The organism is Candidatus Borkfalkia ceftriaxoniphila (assembly GCF_004134775.1).
GTDB lineage: Bacteria > Bacillota > Clostridia > Christensenellales > Borkfalkiaceae > Borkfalkia > Borkfalkia ceftriaxoniphila.
Map to the genome: position 1 here is coordinate 31,712 of NZ_SDOZ01000001.1, position 15,043 is coordinate 46,754.

The following is a 15,043-nucleotide window of genomic DNA, read 5'->3' on the forward strand; positions in this document are numbered from 1 at the left end:
CCTTCGATCTTCATTTGCAAAATCATTGCTTTCGCCTCCTCGATCAGGCTTTCATCCGCAATGATCATACCCTGTACATTTCCAATGCAAAAAATGTCTTGATTATTTGTGTTGCCGGAATCGGCGTAGTGCAAAGCATCTTCCGCGCCGATCATAGCCGCGAGCGTCCCGGCAATGTTGTGAGAGGATTTTGAAATACAGTTCATTTCCTCGGCGATGGCAGTTAAACCTCTTCTTGTAATTTCGTTCATGACTTTCCTCCTGATGTATTTTTGGGAGAAAAATTATACCAAAAAATTACAAGCATTTAAAGAGCAAAGTTAATATCCGATATAAGGAACTGTATTAACGCCTGCTTTTTTCAAGGTAGTAATCACATAAGAAAGGAAAATACCTTTCTGCACCTCGGTCATCAATTTATAAAGGTTTGCGAACTGTTTAAAATAATCATCGTGTTCAATCAATTCCATTATTTCAGAGCGTTCTTTGGGAATCGGTAAGTCTGCGGCTTGCCGATTTTCTTTTAAATCAGGATTACAAGGTGCATAAATTTGAACTTCATCTAAATAACCAGCGGCTTGCATCAATTCTTCATAAGTAACACCATTATATGCCTTGGAGGCTATTTTTTTTAAAACGGCAGGAGTGGGTTTCCGCTCTCCTTTAATAAATCGAGTAATTGTGCTTGAACCAATTCCACAATGAAGGGCAAATTGGTTTTGAGTTCGTTCGCCTTTTGCTGCATTTAACAATTCTATGAATTTTGTATTATCAATCATTTTGTTGATCCTCCAAATTCATTATATTGCCATTCGGGAACAAATTCAAAGTTTTTTTTATATTTACTGTTGACAAACGGGAATACATATGATATTATGTTGACGGTTGGTAACATAACCCTTTTTTTATAATCTAACTGTTACCAATAGGAAATGAATATGGAGGTTAATGAGCATGATGGTAGATTTGAGCAAAATGCAGCCGCCAAAGGCTGCAAGCGGCAACGCAGCGAGCGTGGCCGTATCGACGGAGCAGAGCACTCCGTTGGAACTATGGCAGGAAAAGAACTATTTCGAATTACATTCGGAAATTTTGGTGTACGGCAGGGCAACATGCGAAAACCTTTTGCAGATGGCAAAGGGATTGAAACGCATGAACGACGAGAAACTGTTCAAGGCGGGCGGTTATTCTACGTTCGAAGAGTACACGGAAACCGCGCTCGGCATCAAAAAGAGCCAAGCGTACACGTACATAAAGGCGCTGGATACGCTCGGCGAAGAATTTTTCCAGTTGACTGGAAAAATCGGCATTACAAAGATCAGCCTTTTGGCGGATTTGACAGAAACGGAACGGGAAGAACTCACGCAAACGACAGACGTCGAATCGACGACTGTCAAAGAATTAAAGGCAAAGATCGAAGAGTTGCGCGGGGAAGTGGCGGAAAAAGAGAATAAGATCACCGAATTGGAGTGGAACGCCGAGGCGGAACGGCTGAAAACGTCAGAAAATCCCGATCAACCGGAAAATACTGAGGCGCTTTCCGCAGCGCAATCAGCGGCGGAGCAGGCGCAAGCGGAGGCAGAGCGCGCCCGCGAAGAGGCGGACGCAAAGGCAGCGGAGGCTGCACACGCGCGCGCGGATGCAGAGGCGCTGCGCGAAAAGATTAAAAAGTTGGAAGAGGATAAAAAGAAACTCAACGACAAACTGAAAAACCCGCCCGTCAAAGAAGTAGAAAACGCTGAAACAGTCGCAGCCCGTGATAGGGCTATTGCGGAACTTGCGGAAAAGCAAGCGGAGATCGAGCGGCTGAATAAAAAACTACTCATAGCCGACGATGCGGCCATGACGGAATTTAAGATCAAGTTTTTAGATTGGCAGAAACTCGGCAACGATCTATTGGGCGTACTTGAAAAAATGAAAGACGAACTGCGTGAGAAAAGCCGCGCGGCATTCCTCGCCGTTGTACGGGGGTGGCAGTCATGATCGGAACGGAATTTGTGAAAATGTGCCGTGAGGATATCGAAACGCACAAAGACAAAGAAGTACTGGCAATGCTGCTGCAAGCGGTCGAAACATTGATCAATGAAAATCCCGGATGCGAAGTAGATTCGGGTAAAACGATCGACGGATTATGGAAAGAAATGCACGAGTTTGCGAAAGAAAACGCACATTCCAATATCTATATGTTCGATCCCGAATATGCGAAAAAATTCATCAGCGAACATCTCGGCATGACCGAACGGAAATTCGTGAATTTGGAGGATTTCATATGATCTTCGAAGGCTACGAATTTGATGCAAGTTACCGTCCTGCGGATTATGAAAGCAGGATCCGCGAAGGGATGCCGTTCGGCGTTGCGTTTTATCTCGATCAAAAATACGTTTTTGATGAGAATGATATATTTCTTCTGGAAAGTCCCAAGAAAGACGGGATCGTGATCTATTGCCCGCAGCACGGAAAAATTTTCGAAGAAGATAAAAAGGCTTTGATGAGCCAAGGCTGCGGCTGTCACGCGGGAAACGTATCGCGGATGCAGGACGTATGCCCGTATGAAAGAACCTGCGCGCAATCGTGTTACCTCAAAAATGCAGTATACGAACATAAAGATCTGATCCGCAAGAGCGATATTGCCTTTTACCAGCGCACAAAGCAGGGGATCGTATTGCGAGCGTTTCGAGTCGCCTTTGATTTTTCGGGCGAGAAGTACGAACTTCGCCGCGACGGAGAGATGAGCGAAACCGAATGGCTGCGAATTTTTTATAATGCGAATCGTACAACGGCAATCTATTCGCGGCTAAAATCGAATTACAATCCGTACTCGGGATGTACAACGATCACGGAAAGGCAATGGCGTAAGAAAAAATTATTCCAACGAATTGCAGATTTTAACCTATTGGAGCAGGAAACGAAAGGCACGTTATTGGAAGGCTATACAAAGTATTTCGAATTATCGCAGGGCTACATTACAGACGAAGTACTGCAAGCGATACTGCTTTTGGCTCTGTTCGACACGCCCGCATTGAAAGAAGTGATAAAGGCGGGGTATTACGGGATCGCAAAAGACTATATTTTTTCGTTTACCGACGAAGGATCGAATTTCGGGAAAATCATCAAGAAAAGATGCCGCACGCTCAAAGACTTTTTTGAAATTGAGATATCCAAACTCGACGCACTGACGGAAGAAGAGAAAGCCTCGCTGAAAACAACGGATATCCCCATAATTAGGCGGCTCGTGAAAGCAGACGTCGGTATCACGCGCGATAAACTCGAAATATGCCGCAATCACCATTTTAACGAATTTGCGGACAGATGCGATGCAGAGCGCTTGCGTCGAACTCTGAAATATTTGAACAGACAGGAAATCGCAAAGTGCAACGTTCTTGGTGACTACTTCGATTATATAGAGCAGGCAGAGCGTCTGCACCTGAACATGGCAGACGAACAAGTGCTGTACCCGAAAGATCTGAGCCGTGCACACTCTCGTACTTCGAGCCTCGTTCAGTATGAAACCGCAAAAGAACTTTGTGCCAAGTTTGAAGAAAAGGCATCCGAATATCAAAGTTATTGTTTCCGTCAACGAAATATATCCCTACGCCCGATACGGACGATAGCGGAACTGAAATACTACGCGACGTTATTTTCGAACTGTTCGGCGGGGTATGCGGATCGGATCGTTGCGGGTAACTCGATGATCTTTGTGGCAGTGGATCGCCGCCAACCAAAAAAGCCGTTTTATATGCTGGAATACAATCCGCATACAGAGCGGATCGTGCAATGCCGTGGCTATGACAACAAGGGCGGACGCGACAGCGATCCGCAGATTGCAAGTTTTTGCGAACAATGGCTTTCGTTTATAAAAGAGCGCAAGCAGATTCGCGTAAAGATAGCGGGGTAGGAGGGAAATATGCCAAAAGCATTGATTTTAGATGATTACGATGAAATCGGCAACAGGGAAAGAATGAATCTGGAAGGCCGCAGCATACTGGCATTGCAAGAAAACGACGGACGAATCAAAGGGATCTGTTACGGCGCTAATCCGAAACAACGGGATGTTTTTTATATGCAGGTAATCGAAGAATTGAGCCGTGCACTATATAAGAGCATGAGCCGAACGGACTTTATCAGATTTCAGAACGAACTGCTGTTGAAACTGGGGGTGTAGCGTGTGTATAAAACATTCGAATACGCAGTCGGTGACTCATGGCTCGTGGGGATGTACGGAAACAAAGCGGTGTACACGATCAAAAAAGCGGAGTTCCGCGCACGGGATCGGAAAGAGATCTACACGGTAGACGTGGATGGCACGCTGTTTAAGTATACAAGAAACCGCTTGCATTTTATTTTGCATTTAGGCGTGTTCAAGAAATTGAAAAGCGGTACATATTCGAAATACAAGATCCCCGAACCGCCCGCGTCGGTAATCCGCGGCTATTATGCGCAGATGCGAGCGAAAGAGGCTGCGCGCCTCGAACGAATGAACGAAAAACTCGGAGCGGATGCGCGGTATCAGAAGATCCAACAAGAAATATCGGTATTATCCCACGACATAGCGAAAGCGGAATTTAACCGAGGCGATGCGTTCGAGATCCGTATATTAAAAACGAAACTGGACGCAGCGAAACGTGAACGCGCGGCGATACTCACATTATTCGGAATGGATCAGGCTGCGATGCAAAAAAAGGTGCAGTGTAAAGCCTGCGGCGATATGGGATATTTGCCGAACGGCAAGCCGTGCGAATGCGTGGAAAAACACCTTTCGAAAATAATGGAGTATTGGGAGAAGTCGAAAGATGAAAAAGGAGAACGAAAAGCCCGTTGACGAACCGGACGGGGCACAGGAAGAAGAAACACGGGAAGAAACGCCGGAAGAAAAAAGCCGCCGCGAGTGCGCCGTACTTATGGCGCTATGCATGGAAATGTCGGAGCGGATCAGCCAAAGTTTTGCCGCGGATCAGGAATTTATAGCCTTAAACAAAGCGATCGAGGGCGCATATGAAGAATACCGCGCCCTTATGGAAAACGGGAAACATACGAAACGCGCGCGGCGTGAGTTGGAAAAAAGGCAGAATGAACTGAATTATTACTGTTTCTACAAAGATATCAATGCGTATTTATTGACGAATCCGCGCGCGTATGCGTGTATGCTCTGCAAAAACAAACAGTTGATCCCATGGGAAAACGGCGAGCCTATATGCAAATATTTTTTAGAACAGACGGAGGGGAACGATGATAGTTGAAATCGAATACAAGGGGAAAACGAAACGGTATAAACGGGTATCGTCGTCCCGCGCGGCGCGTGTGCGGCGCGTGTATGAAAATTTATTAGGCGGTGCGGTAAACGTGCGTATACTGAAAGAGCGTGAACGCCCGCCATAACAAAGCCCATCCCGCCCCGCATAATCTCCTCGGGGCATAGATAGAACCCTGCGGGTACGCTCATGCCCGCAGGGAAAACGAGTTTTTACCCGAAATTTTCCAGTTGACTGGAAAATTTCGGGCTATGAGCAAAAAGAAATCAGGGAAATTATAAAATCAGGAAATAGAAAACGGAGGAAAACAAAAAATGGCAAATTACAGTAAAAGCAGCGGTTTCGCCCGCTTTTGGGCGGTATTCATGACGATACTGCTGGCTGCAAGTATCTTCTTCGGGATCGTAACCGAGGGTTTTAAAAACTGGGACGCAAGCACGTGGTTTAAAAAGGACGCGGAAAAGGGCACGGTCATAGACGGCGACGGGAACGAGATGAACGGCGACACGGTGTACAATATGCCGTCAAATATGGTATTCCGCCCCGCGCTGCGCGGCGCGACGCCCGCGACGAGCGTGACGATCAAAGCGATCATCGAGCCGTTGGACGCTACAAACCAACTCGTGGATTGGACGATCGCCTTTGTGGATCCCGCGTCCGAGTGGGCGAGCGGCAAAACGCTTTCGGAATATGTGACGATCACGGACACGAACGAACTGACGACGACGGTCACGTTTAAACAGGCGTTCGGCGAGCAGATCATCATCACGGTGACGTCGCAGGATAACCCCGAATATACGGACACCTGCACGGTGGACTGTTCGCAGAAACTCGGCAGCGCATACGTGACGTACGCGGCGGGCGCGGGTTTGGAAGGCGACACGATCGTAACGCTGAACAATGCGACTGGCACCGCCTCGAACTGGGCGATTTTCAAAGCATATCTGTCGAAAGACGGGCAAAAGGCAGCGTCTTTCACGTATAACACTACCGAGGTGTACACGATCGAAGATACATACACCACAACGGTAAGCATATCTCCGAGCGCGGCTTTGTTGGCGGAAGCAAAGAAAATCAACGCGAGCGCAGTAAGCGGCAGTTACGACGCAAGCGCGGGGATCACCGCAAACACGGACTTTTTCGCGCAACTTCTCGGCGCGGACTTTGCGACCGTGCCCAACCTTTACGAACTCGGCAAAGTGCTGGATAAGAAAGGCGTGGCGCAGCCGTTCGTAGTGACGGTTACGACTACAAGCACGTACACGGAGGACGTGACGGACACTTATTATCTGGCGTATGCGGCAAGCAGTATCGGCAAAGCGGTCACAGGTATCCAGATCGAGGACGGCACGATCATCTTCTAAGCAGGTAAGGAGGGTATTATGAACAAACAGAACAGGGGCGGCGCGATCGCCGCCCCGAAAAAGATCATATCCATAATCCTTGCGGCGGTCATGTTGCTGCTCGTCGCAGGTGTGATCGGATATTTCGTATCAGAGCCGAGCATAGGCGGAACGGTCACAGAACTGCCGCCCGTCATGGACGGGGACGGGAACGGACTGGACGGCGGGAAAGTCTACGAATTACCGAAGGCAATGGTCTTTACGAAAAGCGCGACGGCGCAGAACTCGGCGTCGGTAACGTTGCAAGCCACCGTTTTGCCCGATAATGCAGCGAACAAAACAGTGGATTGGTCGGTTACGTTTAAAAATCCGTCTGCGGCGTGGGCAAAGAATAAAGTGGCGACGGATTATATATCCGTAACGCCGAGCGGCGACGGGAGTACCCGCGCGACGGTGACTTGCCTTGAAAATTTCGGCGAACAGATCCTGATTACGGTCACATCGCGGGATAATGCGGAAGCAAAAGCGACTTGCACGGTAGATTATGCGAGAAAACTTTTGGGCTATAAATTCGGGTTTATTAACGAGGGTATCTCTTCGGATAGGAACGAATGGTTTATGCCTACGCAATATTCAGAAGATAAAGAAGTATTGGAGCAGAGTGTAAAGGTGTCGTTGTATCGGCTGTCTAATTTTGACGGCGGAATGTTCAACGAATATTCCGAAGCATATACCAAGACGTATTTAGATGAAAATACCGCAGGATATTTCGAGATCCGTCCGACGGACGGACTGAAAAACGCGTTGGACGCGAAGATCGGAAGCGGGTTTTCCGCAGAACGGCTGCGAGTGATCACCTCCGATGAAAATATAAATTGCTTATTTGACGCGCAGTTTTGGAACTCGGTGCACCAAAACAATGCGACGATCCGAAACAATATCAGAGAAGCGTTGCTGTCGTATAACGGAACAGCCTACGAGATCGTGCTCATGACAAGACCTGAGCAGGCAGGCGGCAAAGTACTTGCCGTGTTTAACGTAAAATTTGACACGACGCTGTTATCCGAGGAGCGGTCGGTCGATTCGGTGACGCTGGGCGACAGTACGTTGGAATTTTAAAAGGAGTGCAGCATGAAAGGAAAAGACAGGGGCGGCGCGGTCGCCGCCCCCAAGATCATAACACTTGCGCTTGCGGGATTGCTTGCGTTGACGGCGACGGCGGCGACGGTGATTTTCACGGCGGACAAAGCAAAGGAACTCGGCGGGATCTCTGGCGTATATGACGGAGCGGGGAACGAACTGACGAGCGACGGGCTGTTTGAAATGCCCGCAAACATGGTTTTTGCCGTCCCCACGTCGGAGAGCGAAACGGCAAACGCGGGTATTACTGTAACGGCGACGATCAAACCCGACACGGCGAGCAATAGAGCGATCGATTGGGAAGTGGACTTCGAGAACGCGGAAAGCGATTGGGCGCGCGGCAAAGCGGTTGAGGAATATGCGAAAGTAACACCCGAAAGCGACGGGAGCGCTACTGCAACGGTCGAGTGCTTACAGGCGTTCGGCGAGCCGATCAACCTGACCGCGCGTTCGCGGAAATATCCCGACGTAACGGCGGTTTGCAAACTGGACTATATGTCGAAAATGGAAAGCGCGGAACTTGTCGTCCGCTCGGGCGATGAGATCGCGGAAACGCTGGATATCAGCGCGTCGGGCAAAGAGTATGTATTTTCGGTAGAAAATATCGTTTGGGGCGTCGGAACAATGCAGGAAGAAAACGCGCAGACGAATATCGGTATCAGTTATCATACGGATTATTACAACTGGGTAAAAGAGCATACGGAAATCGGCAGTCTGGATATGATCCCCGCGGCGTCGAACACGGTCACGGCGACAAACGAACCGCTCACGTTTGTAAGCAGCAAAACAAATATGTATAAACTGTACGGCGTGAAGAGCGCGGGCCGCGCGGAATTTGACAAAGGCTATGCGGGCTATTCGGGCGCGGTCGTAAGGGTAACCGCGTCGGTCACCAACGGATCAGACGGAACGGCTCCCGACTATGTAAGTTATTGGGGCACTATGCTCGAACTGACCCTCGGCACAGTAGATCTCGATATTCCCGTGACGGAGATAGAACTGAACCCGCCGCAGATCATTTTCTAAAAGGGGGGGGTAAAAATGGCAGCAAAGAAGAAAGCGAGCGCAGCGCGGGCTGCGCCGCAAAAGTCAAAGAAAAAAAAGAGCCGTGCGGGCAGGATCGTTGCGGTTATCCTCTTGACCGTATTGCTTGCGGCGGTCGGGTGCGGGATCTATTATGCCATAGAAACGAACGGGTTTACCCATTTCGAATATGTGGAGTATAACGGCAGGCGTCTGGGAACGGCGGAAAGGGGCGTAAAACTCGCCCGCGGGAAAAACGTGTTTGAGATCAAGAGCATGAAACCCGCTGCGGGCGCGGGGAAATATACAGTCAGGATCCAGGCGAACAGCGAGGCGAAATTCACGTTTCAGGCGGACGGAAATCCGCAATCTTTTGCCCATGTCGGGGAGGTAACGGAGTATTTCGGCATAGAGATCTCCGAGGATCGGTTCGAGGTGAATATCCCCTCGGATTATTCGGTTTCGTCTGTGCTGTCGGAAAAGTACGGCGGCGAAACGGTCACGCTGCCCGATGAATTGCCGAAAGATACGGACTTCTGGATCATGTCCGTCGGGCTGTCGGACGGGAAAAACATACTTATATACTTCGGTGTATCTGACAAGCCGACGATCAGCATAAATCCGCCGCACATAATCTTTTAAGGAGGGGCGGGCATGAGAAAAATATTATCTGTTTTATGTGCCTTTTTTCTTCTCCTGGGCGCGGCAGTAAACCCGCCGAGCCAGGCGCAGGCGGAAACCGAACGCGAGTTTGATTACGTCAATGTGCTGGACGATCTGACAGGCTCGACGGACGCGGACGGAAACGCTTTCGATTTGTCGGAATATCCGTATAACGAAAACGGTCGCGTGCAACTTGTGACGCTGATCGAATATTGTTACAGTTATGCCGCCAATATGCGCGGGAATTATGCCGTGTATCTGTATTTCTATAACCCGACAGGCCGTGAGATCGATACGTCAAGCATACTGAACGTGGCGCAGTTCGCCGTGGGGTATAACGAAAAGGGCAGCCCCGACGACTATGAAAATTTTGAATTGAAATTCTGCAATAAATCCACGGGCGACTATAACAATTTGTTTTACAAATTCCGCGTGCAGGATCACGAGAGCGCGGACGGCAAGACAATGGCGGAACGGGTGAACAGCAATGCGCGGCGTTACGATCTGTCGAGCGTGGAACTGATCTATAAGGGCGACAGCCTTGCGAAAGACTACGGCTGCGGCGGAACGTATACATACAAAGGTTATGCCGCGGGGTACGGCTCGGACGCAGACGCCGCCACGACGCTGACGTGCGAAGTCACGGATCTGGAAACGCTGGATCTGGAAGTGATACCGACGCAGTACCGCCCCGACGGAGTGTTTACCGACGGGCACCAGGATCAACTGAACAGCGTATATTTTGCGGTGCCGAACGACGTACTGAAAAAATACGGCCGCCAGATCACGGAGATCAAAGCGCGTTGGGACGAATACAAGACGGGGCTGCTCGCGGTGTTCGATGACAAAACCGCCCATGACACTTTTACGCCGCTCGTCGGCAAGGATATGACGCGGTTTACGTCGGATTATATGCTTGCGGGACTGTACCGCTGGACTTCCGTGATCGGGGAAGTGCGGCACGAGGCAGGCTGGATCTATAACGAGAACGGTGACAGGGGTGTGCTCACCTATGGCGACGTTTACAATTTGCTGACGGCAGCGTTTTATACGAACGGCGCGCCCGCCGATACGTACAGTATCACTTCGGAACGCATGGAAAGAGCGCTCAAAGAGTACAGCGAAACGGCGGACGGGGATAAAATCAACGGGACTTACAGTACGGATCTTTTTGTGGACTACGTAGACGAAGGACACGAGCGCGGGGAAAACGTCCGCACGATCGACAGCGAAACAAAATACAGCCTGACCGCCGAAGTGCTGAATAAAAATTTCTGGTATAAGTTTTTAGGTATAAAGGACTACGAAAGCGCGACATACAGCAATATCAAGGCGATCGAGGAAGTGACGGACAAACAACTCAAACTGTCCGATGAAAGTCTGTCGAAAAATCTGTATATCGATCCCGACGACGTGAGCGGTTTCCGCCAGTATTGCCAAGCGGCAGAAGATACGGACAAAACCGTTTTTATCTTCCGCTATTCGGTGACGGACTACTATGCGACGTCGATTGTGAGCAATATCAGCGAAGTAAATGAAAGCACGGTGCCCTGGCAAGAATGCGGGTATGCTGCACAACAGACGGTATTCCTGAATTTCAGGATCATACAGTTGAAATTCTATAAGGACGGCGTATACACGGTCATAGCGGCGGTAAACGACCCGATCGATATAATACCGGGCGTGACGCCGCCGCTGCCAGACGCAGAGCAGACGAACCCGCTCGAAGTTATATTGCGCTTGCTTTTAATGCTCGGTATTCTTTTCTTGGCCGTGATCGCGGTTTACCTGATCATCAAGATCATCATATCCGCAGTATCTTCCAGGCAAAAAATATCCGTGGAATACAAACCGCCGAGCGAAAAAATCAGTGAGATAAAAACCAAAGAAATCGAAAGGGAGGTAAAAGCAAATGGCGGCAAAAAAATGCCAAGCAAAACAGGCGGGAGCAAAAGCGCCCCGCGCAGTAAAACAGGTAACACGGGCGGGAAAGCCCCGAAACAAAATACAGTCGCCCGAGGCGGAAAAGCCGACGGCAAAACAAAAAGCACTCCAAAAACGGGAAAGAACATTCGCAAAGGCTCGTGATATCTACGCAACGCCGAATTATATCGCGGTGGTAGACCGTGACGGTACGTCGTATTACAAAAAGAACGACGAGAACCGTGCGATCGCCAAAAAGGTAACGGGCGGGAAACTCCGCATCGGCAAGCGCGGAAAGAACTAAAAGGAGGGCAGCGGAACACCGCCGAAATGCTCTTCGGCGGTGTTTTGCAAAGTACTATGTTTAGAATCAATCGTCAGAAAAATAAAAAATCCGATTCCAAATCGGATAAAACAGAAAAATCGAAACGGTTTCAGCGGCATTTTCGCAAATTTCATAGCAAGGAAACGACCGGGCATCCTTCGTATGTATATGATGAAAACGGAAAGGTATATAAAGTAATCGGGATCACATCAGGACGAAAGACGAATGATATTTTAAATATCAGGCTCGAAAAAAATCCCGAACCGAATAATCCGAAGCCCGCGTACATACAGCCGAAAACGAAAGAAGTGTCGAAAGGCGCAAAAAATGAACGACTGAAAGGCTGGAAATTCAGTGACGTTGACAAAAAGAAGGTGCAGGAAGTAATCGATAAAAACGAAAAGAAAAAATGACATAAAAAAAGAAAAGGCGCGAGCGGTAAAACCACTTGTTCGCAATGTTCAAGCCCGAAGGCGAACTAATGCCCTTTCTGATTAAAATTATATCATTTTACGGGACGGAAGTCAATCAAAATGCTATGGAAACAAACGGAACGATACTGAGAACAAAAGAATATAAGCGGTGGCGCAGCGACTTACAGCGCGGTGCGCGCCGCCTGACGCGGTATTCGAGATTCTGCGCATGGGCGGAACGCCGACGCACCGAGAGTTTCAAAAACACGCGGTTTTACTGCCGTTTTTGGGTGCTGCTGGCGCTTGCGTATCTATTGGGATACTTTCTCACTCGCGACTATTACCACGGCTGGTACGGCGTATTATGTACGTTTTTCGACGTGTCGGTGTTCAACGGGATCCGCGCGGACTGGTCGTTGGTCTGGAAGATAGGGAAACTTCTGTTACAACTCGGCGGGATCTTGCTGATCGTGTTTTCCGTCATAACGCTTTTCAAAAAGGGTATCAAAGCAAAATATTTTGAGTTCGTCTATTACGGTCAAAGTGCGGGCTACATGGAAAACCAACATTCTGTCTGCTGCACCGGTCCTCCGGGCGCGGGAAAGACTTCGCTCGGCGGGGATATGGCGGTATGCGTGGCGCGGCGGCGCTGGGAAGATCTCAAATATGAGTACCATACCCGCAAACGCAGGATCCGCACTTGTATCCAAATGGGTATGACGGAGGAATTGGAAAAGTTCAAGGCGATCGAGGAATCCTATTTGTTTTTCAAAAGGCGTGAACGCTGTTATATTCCGTGCCTTGCCACGACGTTGGGGATGCGCGTGTGCGGGCGGTACGCGTACAAAGCCAACAATAAGTTTTTCCTGCAAATGCAGCGCGTGCCCGAATACTGCGTGATCTTCGACGACGAGAGCGGCAGCACGAAGGGAGCGAATACCTCTTCGACAGTCAATGATAACGTCGCGGATTTTTACCGCTATGTACGGCATTACGGGGATTTCATGATCATCATGACGGAGCAGGGCGACGACGGGGCAGGGAAATATATCCGCAAATGTTTGGATAACACCATCTATTGCAAAATGCAAAAATGGATCTTGAAACCGGGCTTTCTTTTGCGGCTCGATAACAGACTTCGCGCGCGGCTGATCCGCTTGGAAGAAACCGGAAAGTATAAGCCCCGGTTCAATACGTTCGTGTATTACTTCGACGCGATTGTGCGGACGATAGGCTACCGTCAGATCAGTTACAGGAACATGGGCAACGTGGAGCATGACGACGGAGCACTGAAAGGCAAGGAAGGCACTTACATATTGCCATCGCGCCTGATCTATGATTATGACGACAGATCGTACAGGTTTACCTATAAGGCGCTGGATCTTCCGTTGGAACTGGAAGGATGGGAACGCTTGACCTTGCGCGCGGAGGACGATCTGCGAAACTATTCGGTAGTACGCGAATCCCCGAGAAATGCTGAAAATGAAAAAGCCGTTTAAACGATTTCAGACAGAATATTTTTTAAAAATCCGAAAAATTCCGACTATGCAAAGTACTGTGTCTGATATAAAACGCTGTTTTTTAATACAGGAGGAAACCATGAACAGGAAAAAGTATTACTACGAGATAACCGACGCCGCAGGCGAGGTCATGTATATGGAAATCGACGCAAAGCCCAAAGATCCGAAATTGCTTTGCGAGTTTTTGCATATCGAAGGCACTGTGCGGGAAATCACGAAACAGGAATATCGCGAATCGACGGAAGTATAATTTTCCGATCAACTGGAAAAAGGAGGAAAGTATGAAGAGAAACAAAGACGAAGAAACGAAATCCGATAAGACCGTAGAGCAAAAGCAACACGCAACGCCGAATTATCGTAGGCCGTACGGGTTGTTACAGAAAGCGGGCGTATCGACGGCAGGAATGACGCCGCGCGACGCGTGGAGCGCATGGAACGAACTGCGGAAAGAAGAACGCGCAGCCAAAGAAAAGAAACCGAAAGCGGCAAAAATACCAAAGATCCGCAAAGGGCAAGTGCCCGTGCCGGAACTGTCGGCTTGGAATAGGGATATGGCGAATAACAACAGTATGTTTAATCGTGGGGATAATACGGTCGATGCGTATAAATCCTATGCGGACGAGATCAACGGTTGGGATATCAGCGTCAAGCAAAAAGAAAAGTTGATCGGGCAATTAAAGAAAAAGTACGATGAAAAACTCTCTCTTGATGCTCGGTATGTACCGTGGACAGTATCAGGGCCGGCGCAGTATCCCGCTCAAAAAATGAACGGGATCGCGGAGCGGGCAATGCAAAAAAGCGTGGAAATCAGCGATTGGTTTAAGGGCGTGGAGCGCAGCGTGAAAAATAGCAACCGGCAGTATCAAGAAGATCGAAAAACCGAGGCGAAACGCAAAGAGGAAGAGTTTCATCATTTAATGAGATCAATGCCGAATATGGGCGCAACGACTGTGGCGACGTGGTTGACGCCGATCGCGCAGTATGATCCGAAACGATATGCGGAATTATACGAAAAATACGACAAAGAATATCACTTCCGCAAGAATACGAACGCCGCAAAACTATACGACAAGGTGAAAACGGGTGAATATACGGGCAAGAAACCGCCGAAAAAGTTGATCGAAAGCGACAGTTATAACGCATATCGAAAGACAATCCAAAGCGGGGAACGGGTATTTATGAAATTTACGACCAAACCGAAACCGCAACTTATCTATGCCCTAAAAAAGCGCGGGTGGCATTGGAACGGAAATGAAGAGGCTTGGAGCGTCCCCGTCGAAAAGTACGACGCGGATTTTGTCAAAAGTATCGAAGATCAATATAAAAAATATTTGTAATTTCTTATAGGCAAAAAGAAGATCAAAAAGGAGCACAAGCACATGACAAGGAAAGAATTAACCCAAGAAATGCGCGCGATAAGCGAGATGATGGGAAAAACAAAGAA

Annotated in this window: 16 protein-coding genes; 14 read left to right on the forward strand and 2 right to left on the reverse strand. The window is 48.7% G+C overall.

The features are described 5' to 3' along the window. Together ESZ91_RS11630 and ESZ91_RS00140 are read right to left on the reverse strand one after the other, a co-directional pair. Positions 1-251 (reverse strand): hypothetical protein (locus ESZ91_RS11630; RefSeq protein WP_161970973.1); only part of this gene is annotated, 251 nt, incomplete at its 3' end. Positions 252-320: 69 nt separating this feature from the next. Further along, on the reverse strand, positions 321-779 hold the full coding sequence (locus tag ESZ91_RS00140) for a helix-turn-helix domain-containing protein (protein WP_129222909.1): 459 nt from the start codon (positions 777-779) through the stop codon (positions 321-323). A 175-nt stretch (positions 780-954) separates the two neighbouring features. Here ESZ91_RS00140 and ESZ91_RS00145 point away from each other — a divergent pair, with 175 nt between their 5' ends. The 14 genes from ESZ91_RS00145 to ESZ91_RS00200 all read left to right on the forward strand — a co-directional run bounded on the left by ESZ91_RS00145 (position 955) and on the right by ESZ91_RS00200 (position 14,936). Then, positions 955-1,983, forward strand: a complete 1,029-nt coding sequence (locus ESZ91_RS00145) for a hypothetical protein (RefSeq protein WP_129222911.1) — start codon at positions 955-957, stop codon at positions 1,981-1,983. Next, positions 1,980-2,273 (forward strand): hypothetical protein, encoded by a 294-nt coding sequence (locus ESZ91_RS11635; protein WP_161970974.1) that lies wholly within the window; start codon positions 1,980-1,982, stop codon positions 2,271-2,273. Before ESZ91_RS00145 ends, ESZ91_RS11635 begins: the two co-directional genes overlap by 4 nt. Continuing rightward, the gene (locus ESZ91_RS00150) at positions 2,270-3,895 is read left to right on the forward strand and encodes a PcfJ domain-containing protein (protein WP_161970975.1); all 1,626 of its coding nucleotides are present in this window, start codon (positions 2,270-2,272) and stop codon (positions 3,893-3,895) included. Before ESZ91_RS11635 ends, ESZ91_RS00150 begins: the two co-directional genes overlap by 4 nt. Before the next feature lie 9 nt (positions 3,896-3,904). Then, complete coding sequence (locus tag ESZ91_RS00155) at positions 3,905-4,162, forward strand: hypothetical protein (protein ID WP_129222915.1); 258 nt, start codon at positions 3,905-3,907, stop codon at positions 4,160-4,162. Between the two features lie 3 nt (positions 4,163-4,165). Further along, entirely contained in the window at positions 4,166-4,819 is a 654-nt protein-coding gene (locus ESZ91_RS00160) for a P-loop NTPase family protein (RefSeq protein WP_129222917.1), read from the forward strand. Then, on the forward strand, positions 4,791-5,237 hold the full coding sequence (locus ESZ91_RS00165; RefSeq protein ID WP_129222919.1) for a hypothetical protein: 447 nt from the start codon (positions 4,791-4,793) through the stop codon (positions 5,235-5,237). The genes ESZ91_RS00160 and ESZ91_RS00165 overlap by 29 nt, the downstream gene beginning before the upstream one ends. Positions 5,238-5,563: 326 nt before the next feature. Further along, positions 5,564-6,613, forward strand: a complete 1,050-nt coding sequence (locus ESZ91_RS00170; protein ID WP_129222921.1) for a hypothetical protein — start codon at positions 5,564-5,566, stop codon at positions 6,611-6,613. An 18-nt stretch (positions 6,614-6,631) separates the two neighbouring features. Next, positions 6,632-7,711 (forward strand): hypothetical protein, encoded by a 1,080-nt coding sequence (locus tag ESZ91_RS00175; RefSeq protein ID WP_129222867.1) that lies wholly within the window; start codon positions 6,632-6,634, stop codon positions 7,709-7,711. Between the two features lie 12 nt (positions 7,712-7,723). Beyond that, positions 7,724-8,758: a hypothetical protein gene (locus ESZ91_RS00180; RefSeq protein ID WP_129222923.1), complete on the forward strand. Its 1,035-nt coding sequence runs from the start codon at positions 7,724-7,726 to the stop codon at positions 8,756-8,758. A gap of 15 nt (positions 8,759-8,773) precedes the next feature. Beyond that, entirely contained in the window at positions 8,774-9,397 is a 624-nt protein-coding gene (locus tag ESZ91_RS00185; protein WP_129222925.1) for a hypothetical protein, read from the forward strand. A 12-nt stretch (positions 9,398-9,409) separates the two neighbouring features. Beyond that, positions 9,410-11,506 (forward strand): hypothetical protein, encoded by a 2,097-nt coding sequence (locus ESZ91_RS00190; protein ID WP_129222873.1) that lies wholly within the window; start codon positions 9,410-9,412, stop codon positions 11,504-11,506. 698 nt (positions 11,507-12,204) lie between these two features. Then, positions 12,205-13,578, forward strand: coding sequence for a hypothetical protein (locus ESZ91_RS00195; RefSeq protein ID WP_129222875.1), 1,374 nt, complete (start codon positions 12,205-12,207; stop codon positions 13,576-13,578). A 100-nt stretch (positions 13,579-13,678) separates the two neighbouring features. Further along, a complete protein-coding gene (locus tag ESZ91_RS11535) occupies positions 13,679-13,849 on the forward strand; it encodes a hypothetical protein (RefSeq protein ID WP_154071815.1) in 171 nt (56 codons plus the stop codon). 31 nt (positions 13,850-13,880) lie between these two features. After that, positions 13,881-14,936, forward strand: coding sequence for a hypothetical protein (locus ESZ91_RS00200; RefSeq protein WP_129222927.1), 1,056 nt, complete (start codon positions 13,881-13,883; stop codon positions 14,934-14,936). The last annotated feature ends 107 nt before the right edge of the window (positions 14,937-15,043 follow it).

What these genes read in the sequence shown, in the direction of transcription:
- ESZ91_RS00195 (WP_129222875.1), top strand. Translation starts at nt 12,205, where the DNA reads ATGGAAACAAACGGAACGATACTGAGAACAAAAGAATATAAGCGGTGG.
- ESZ91_RS00200 (WP_129222927.1), top strand. Translation starts at nt 13,881, where the DNA reads ATGAAGAGAAACAAAGACGAAGAAACGAAATCCGATAAGACCGTAGAG.
- ESZ91_RS11535 (WP_154071815.1), top strand. Translation starts at nt 13,679, where the DNA reads ATGAACAGGAAAAAGTATTACTACGAGATAACCGACGCCGCAGGCGAG.
- ESZ91_RS00170 (WP_129222921.1), top strand. Translation starts at nt 5,564, where the DNA reads ATGGCAAATTACAGTAAAAGCAGCGGTTTCGCCCGCTTTTGGGCGGTA.
- ESZ91_RS00175 (WP_129222867.1), top strand. Translation starts at nt 6,632, where the DNA reads ATGAACAAACAGAACAGGGGCGGCGCGATCGCCGCCCCGAAAAAGATC.
- ESZ91_RS00185 (WP_129222925.1), top strand. Translation starts at nt 8,774, where the DNA reads ATGGCAGCAAAGAAGAAAGCGAGCGCAGCGCGGGCTGCGCCGCAAAAG.
- ESZ91_RS00165 (WP_129222919.1), top strand. Translation starts at nt 4,791, where the DNA reads ATGAAAAAGGAGAACGAAAAGCCCGTTGACGAACCGGACGGGGCACAG.
- ESZ91_RS00190 (WP_129222873.1), top strand. Translation starts at nt 9,410, where the DNA reads ATGAGAAAAATATTATCTGTTTTATGTGCCTTTTTTCTTCTCCTGGGC.
- ESZ91_RS00180 (WP_129222923.1), top strand. Translation starts at nt 7,724, where the DNA reads ATGAAAGGAAAAGACAGGGGCGGCGCGGTCGCCGCCCCCAAGATCATA.
- ESZ91_RS00140 (WP_129222909.1), bottom strand. Translation starts at nt 779, where the DNA reads ATGATTGATAATACAAAATTCATAGAATTGTTAAATGCAGCAAAAGGC.
- ESZ91_RS00150 (WP_161970975.1), top strand. Translation starts at nt 2,270, where the DNA reads ATGATCTTCGAAGGCTACGAATTTGATGCAAGTTACCGTCCTGCGGAT.
- ESZ91_RS00155 (WP_129222915.1), top strand. Translation starts at nt 3,905, where the DNA reads ATGCCAAAAGCATTGATTTTAGATGATTACGATGAAATCGGCAACAGG.
- ESZ91_RS11635 (WP_161970974.1), top strand. Translation starts at nt 1,980, where the DNA reads ATGATCGGAACGGAATTTGTGAAAATGTGCCGTGAGGATATCGAAACG.
- ESZ91_RS00145 (WP_129222911.1), top strand. Translation starts at nt 955, where the DNA reads ATGATGGTAGATTTGAGCAAAATGCAGCCGCCAAAGGCTGCAAGCGGC.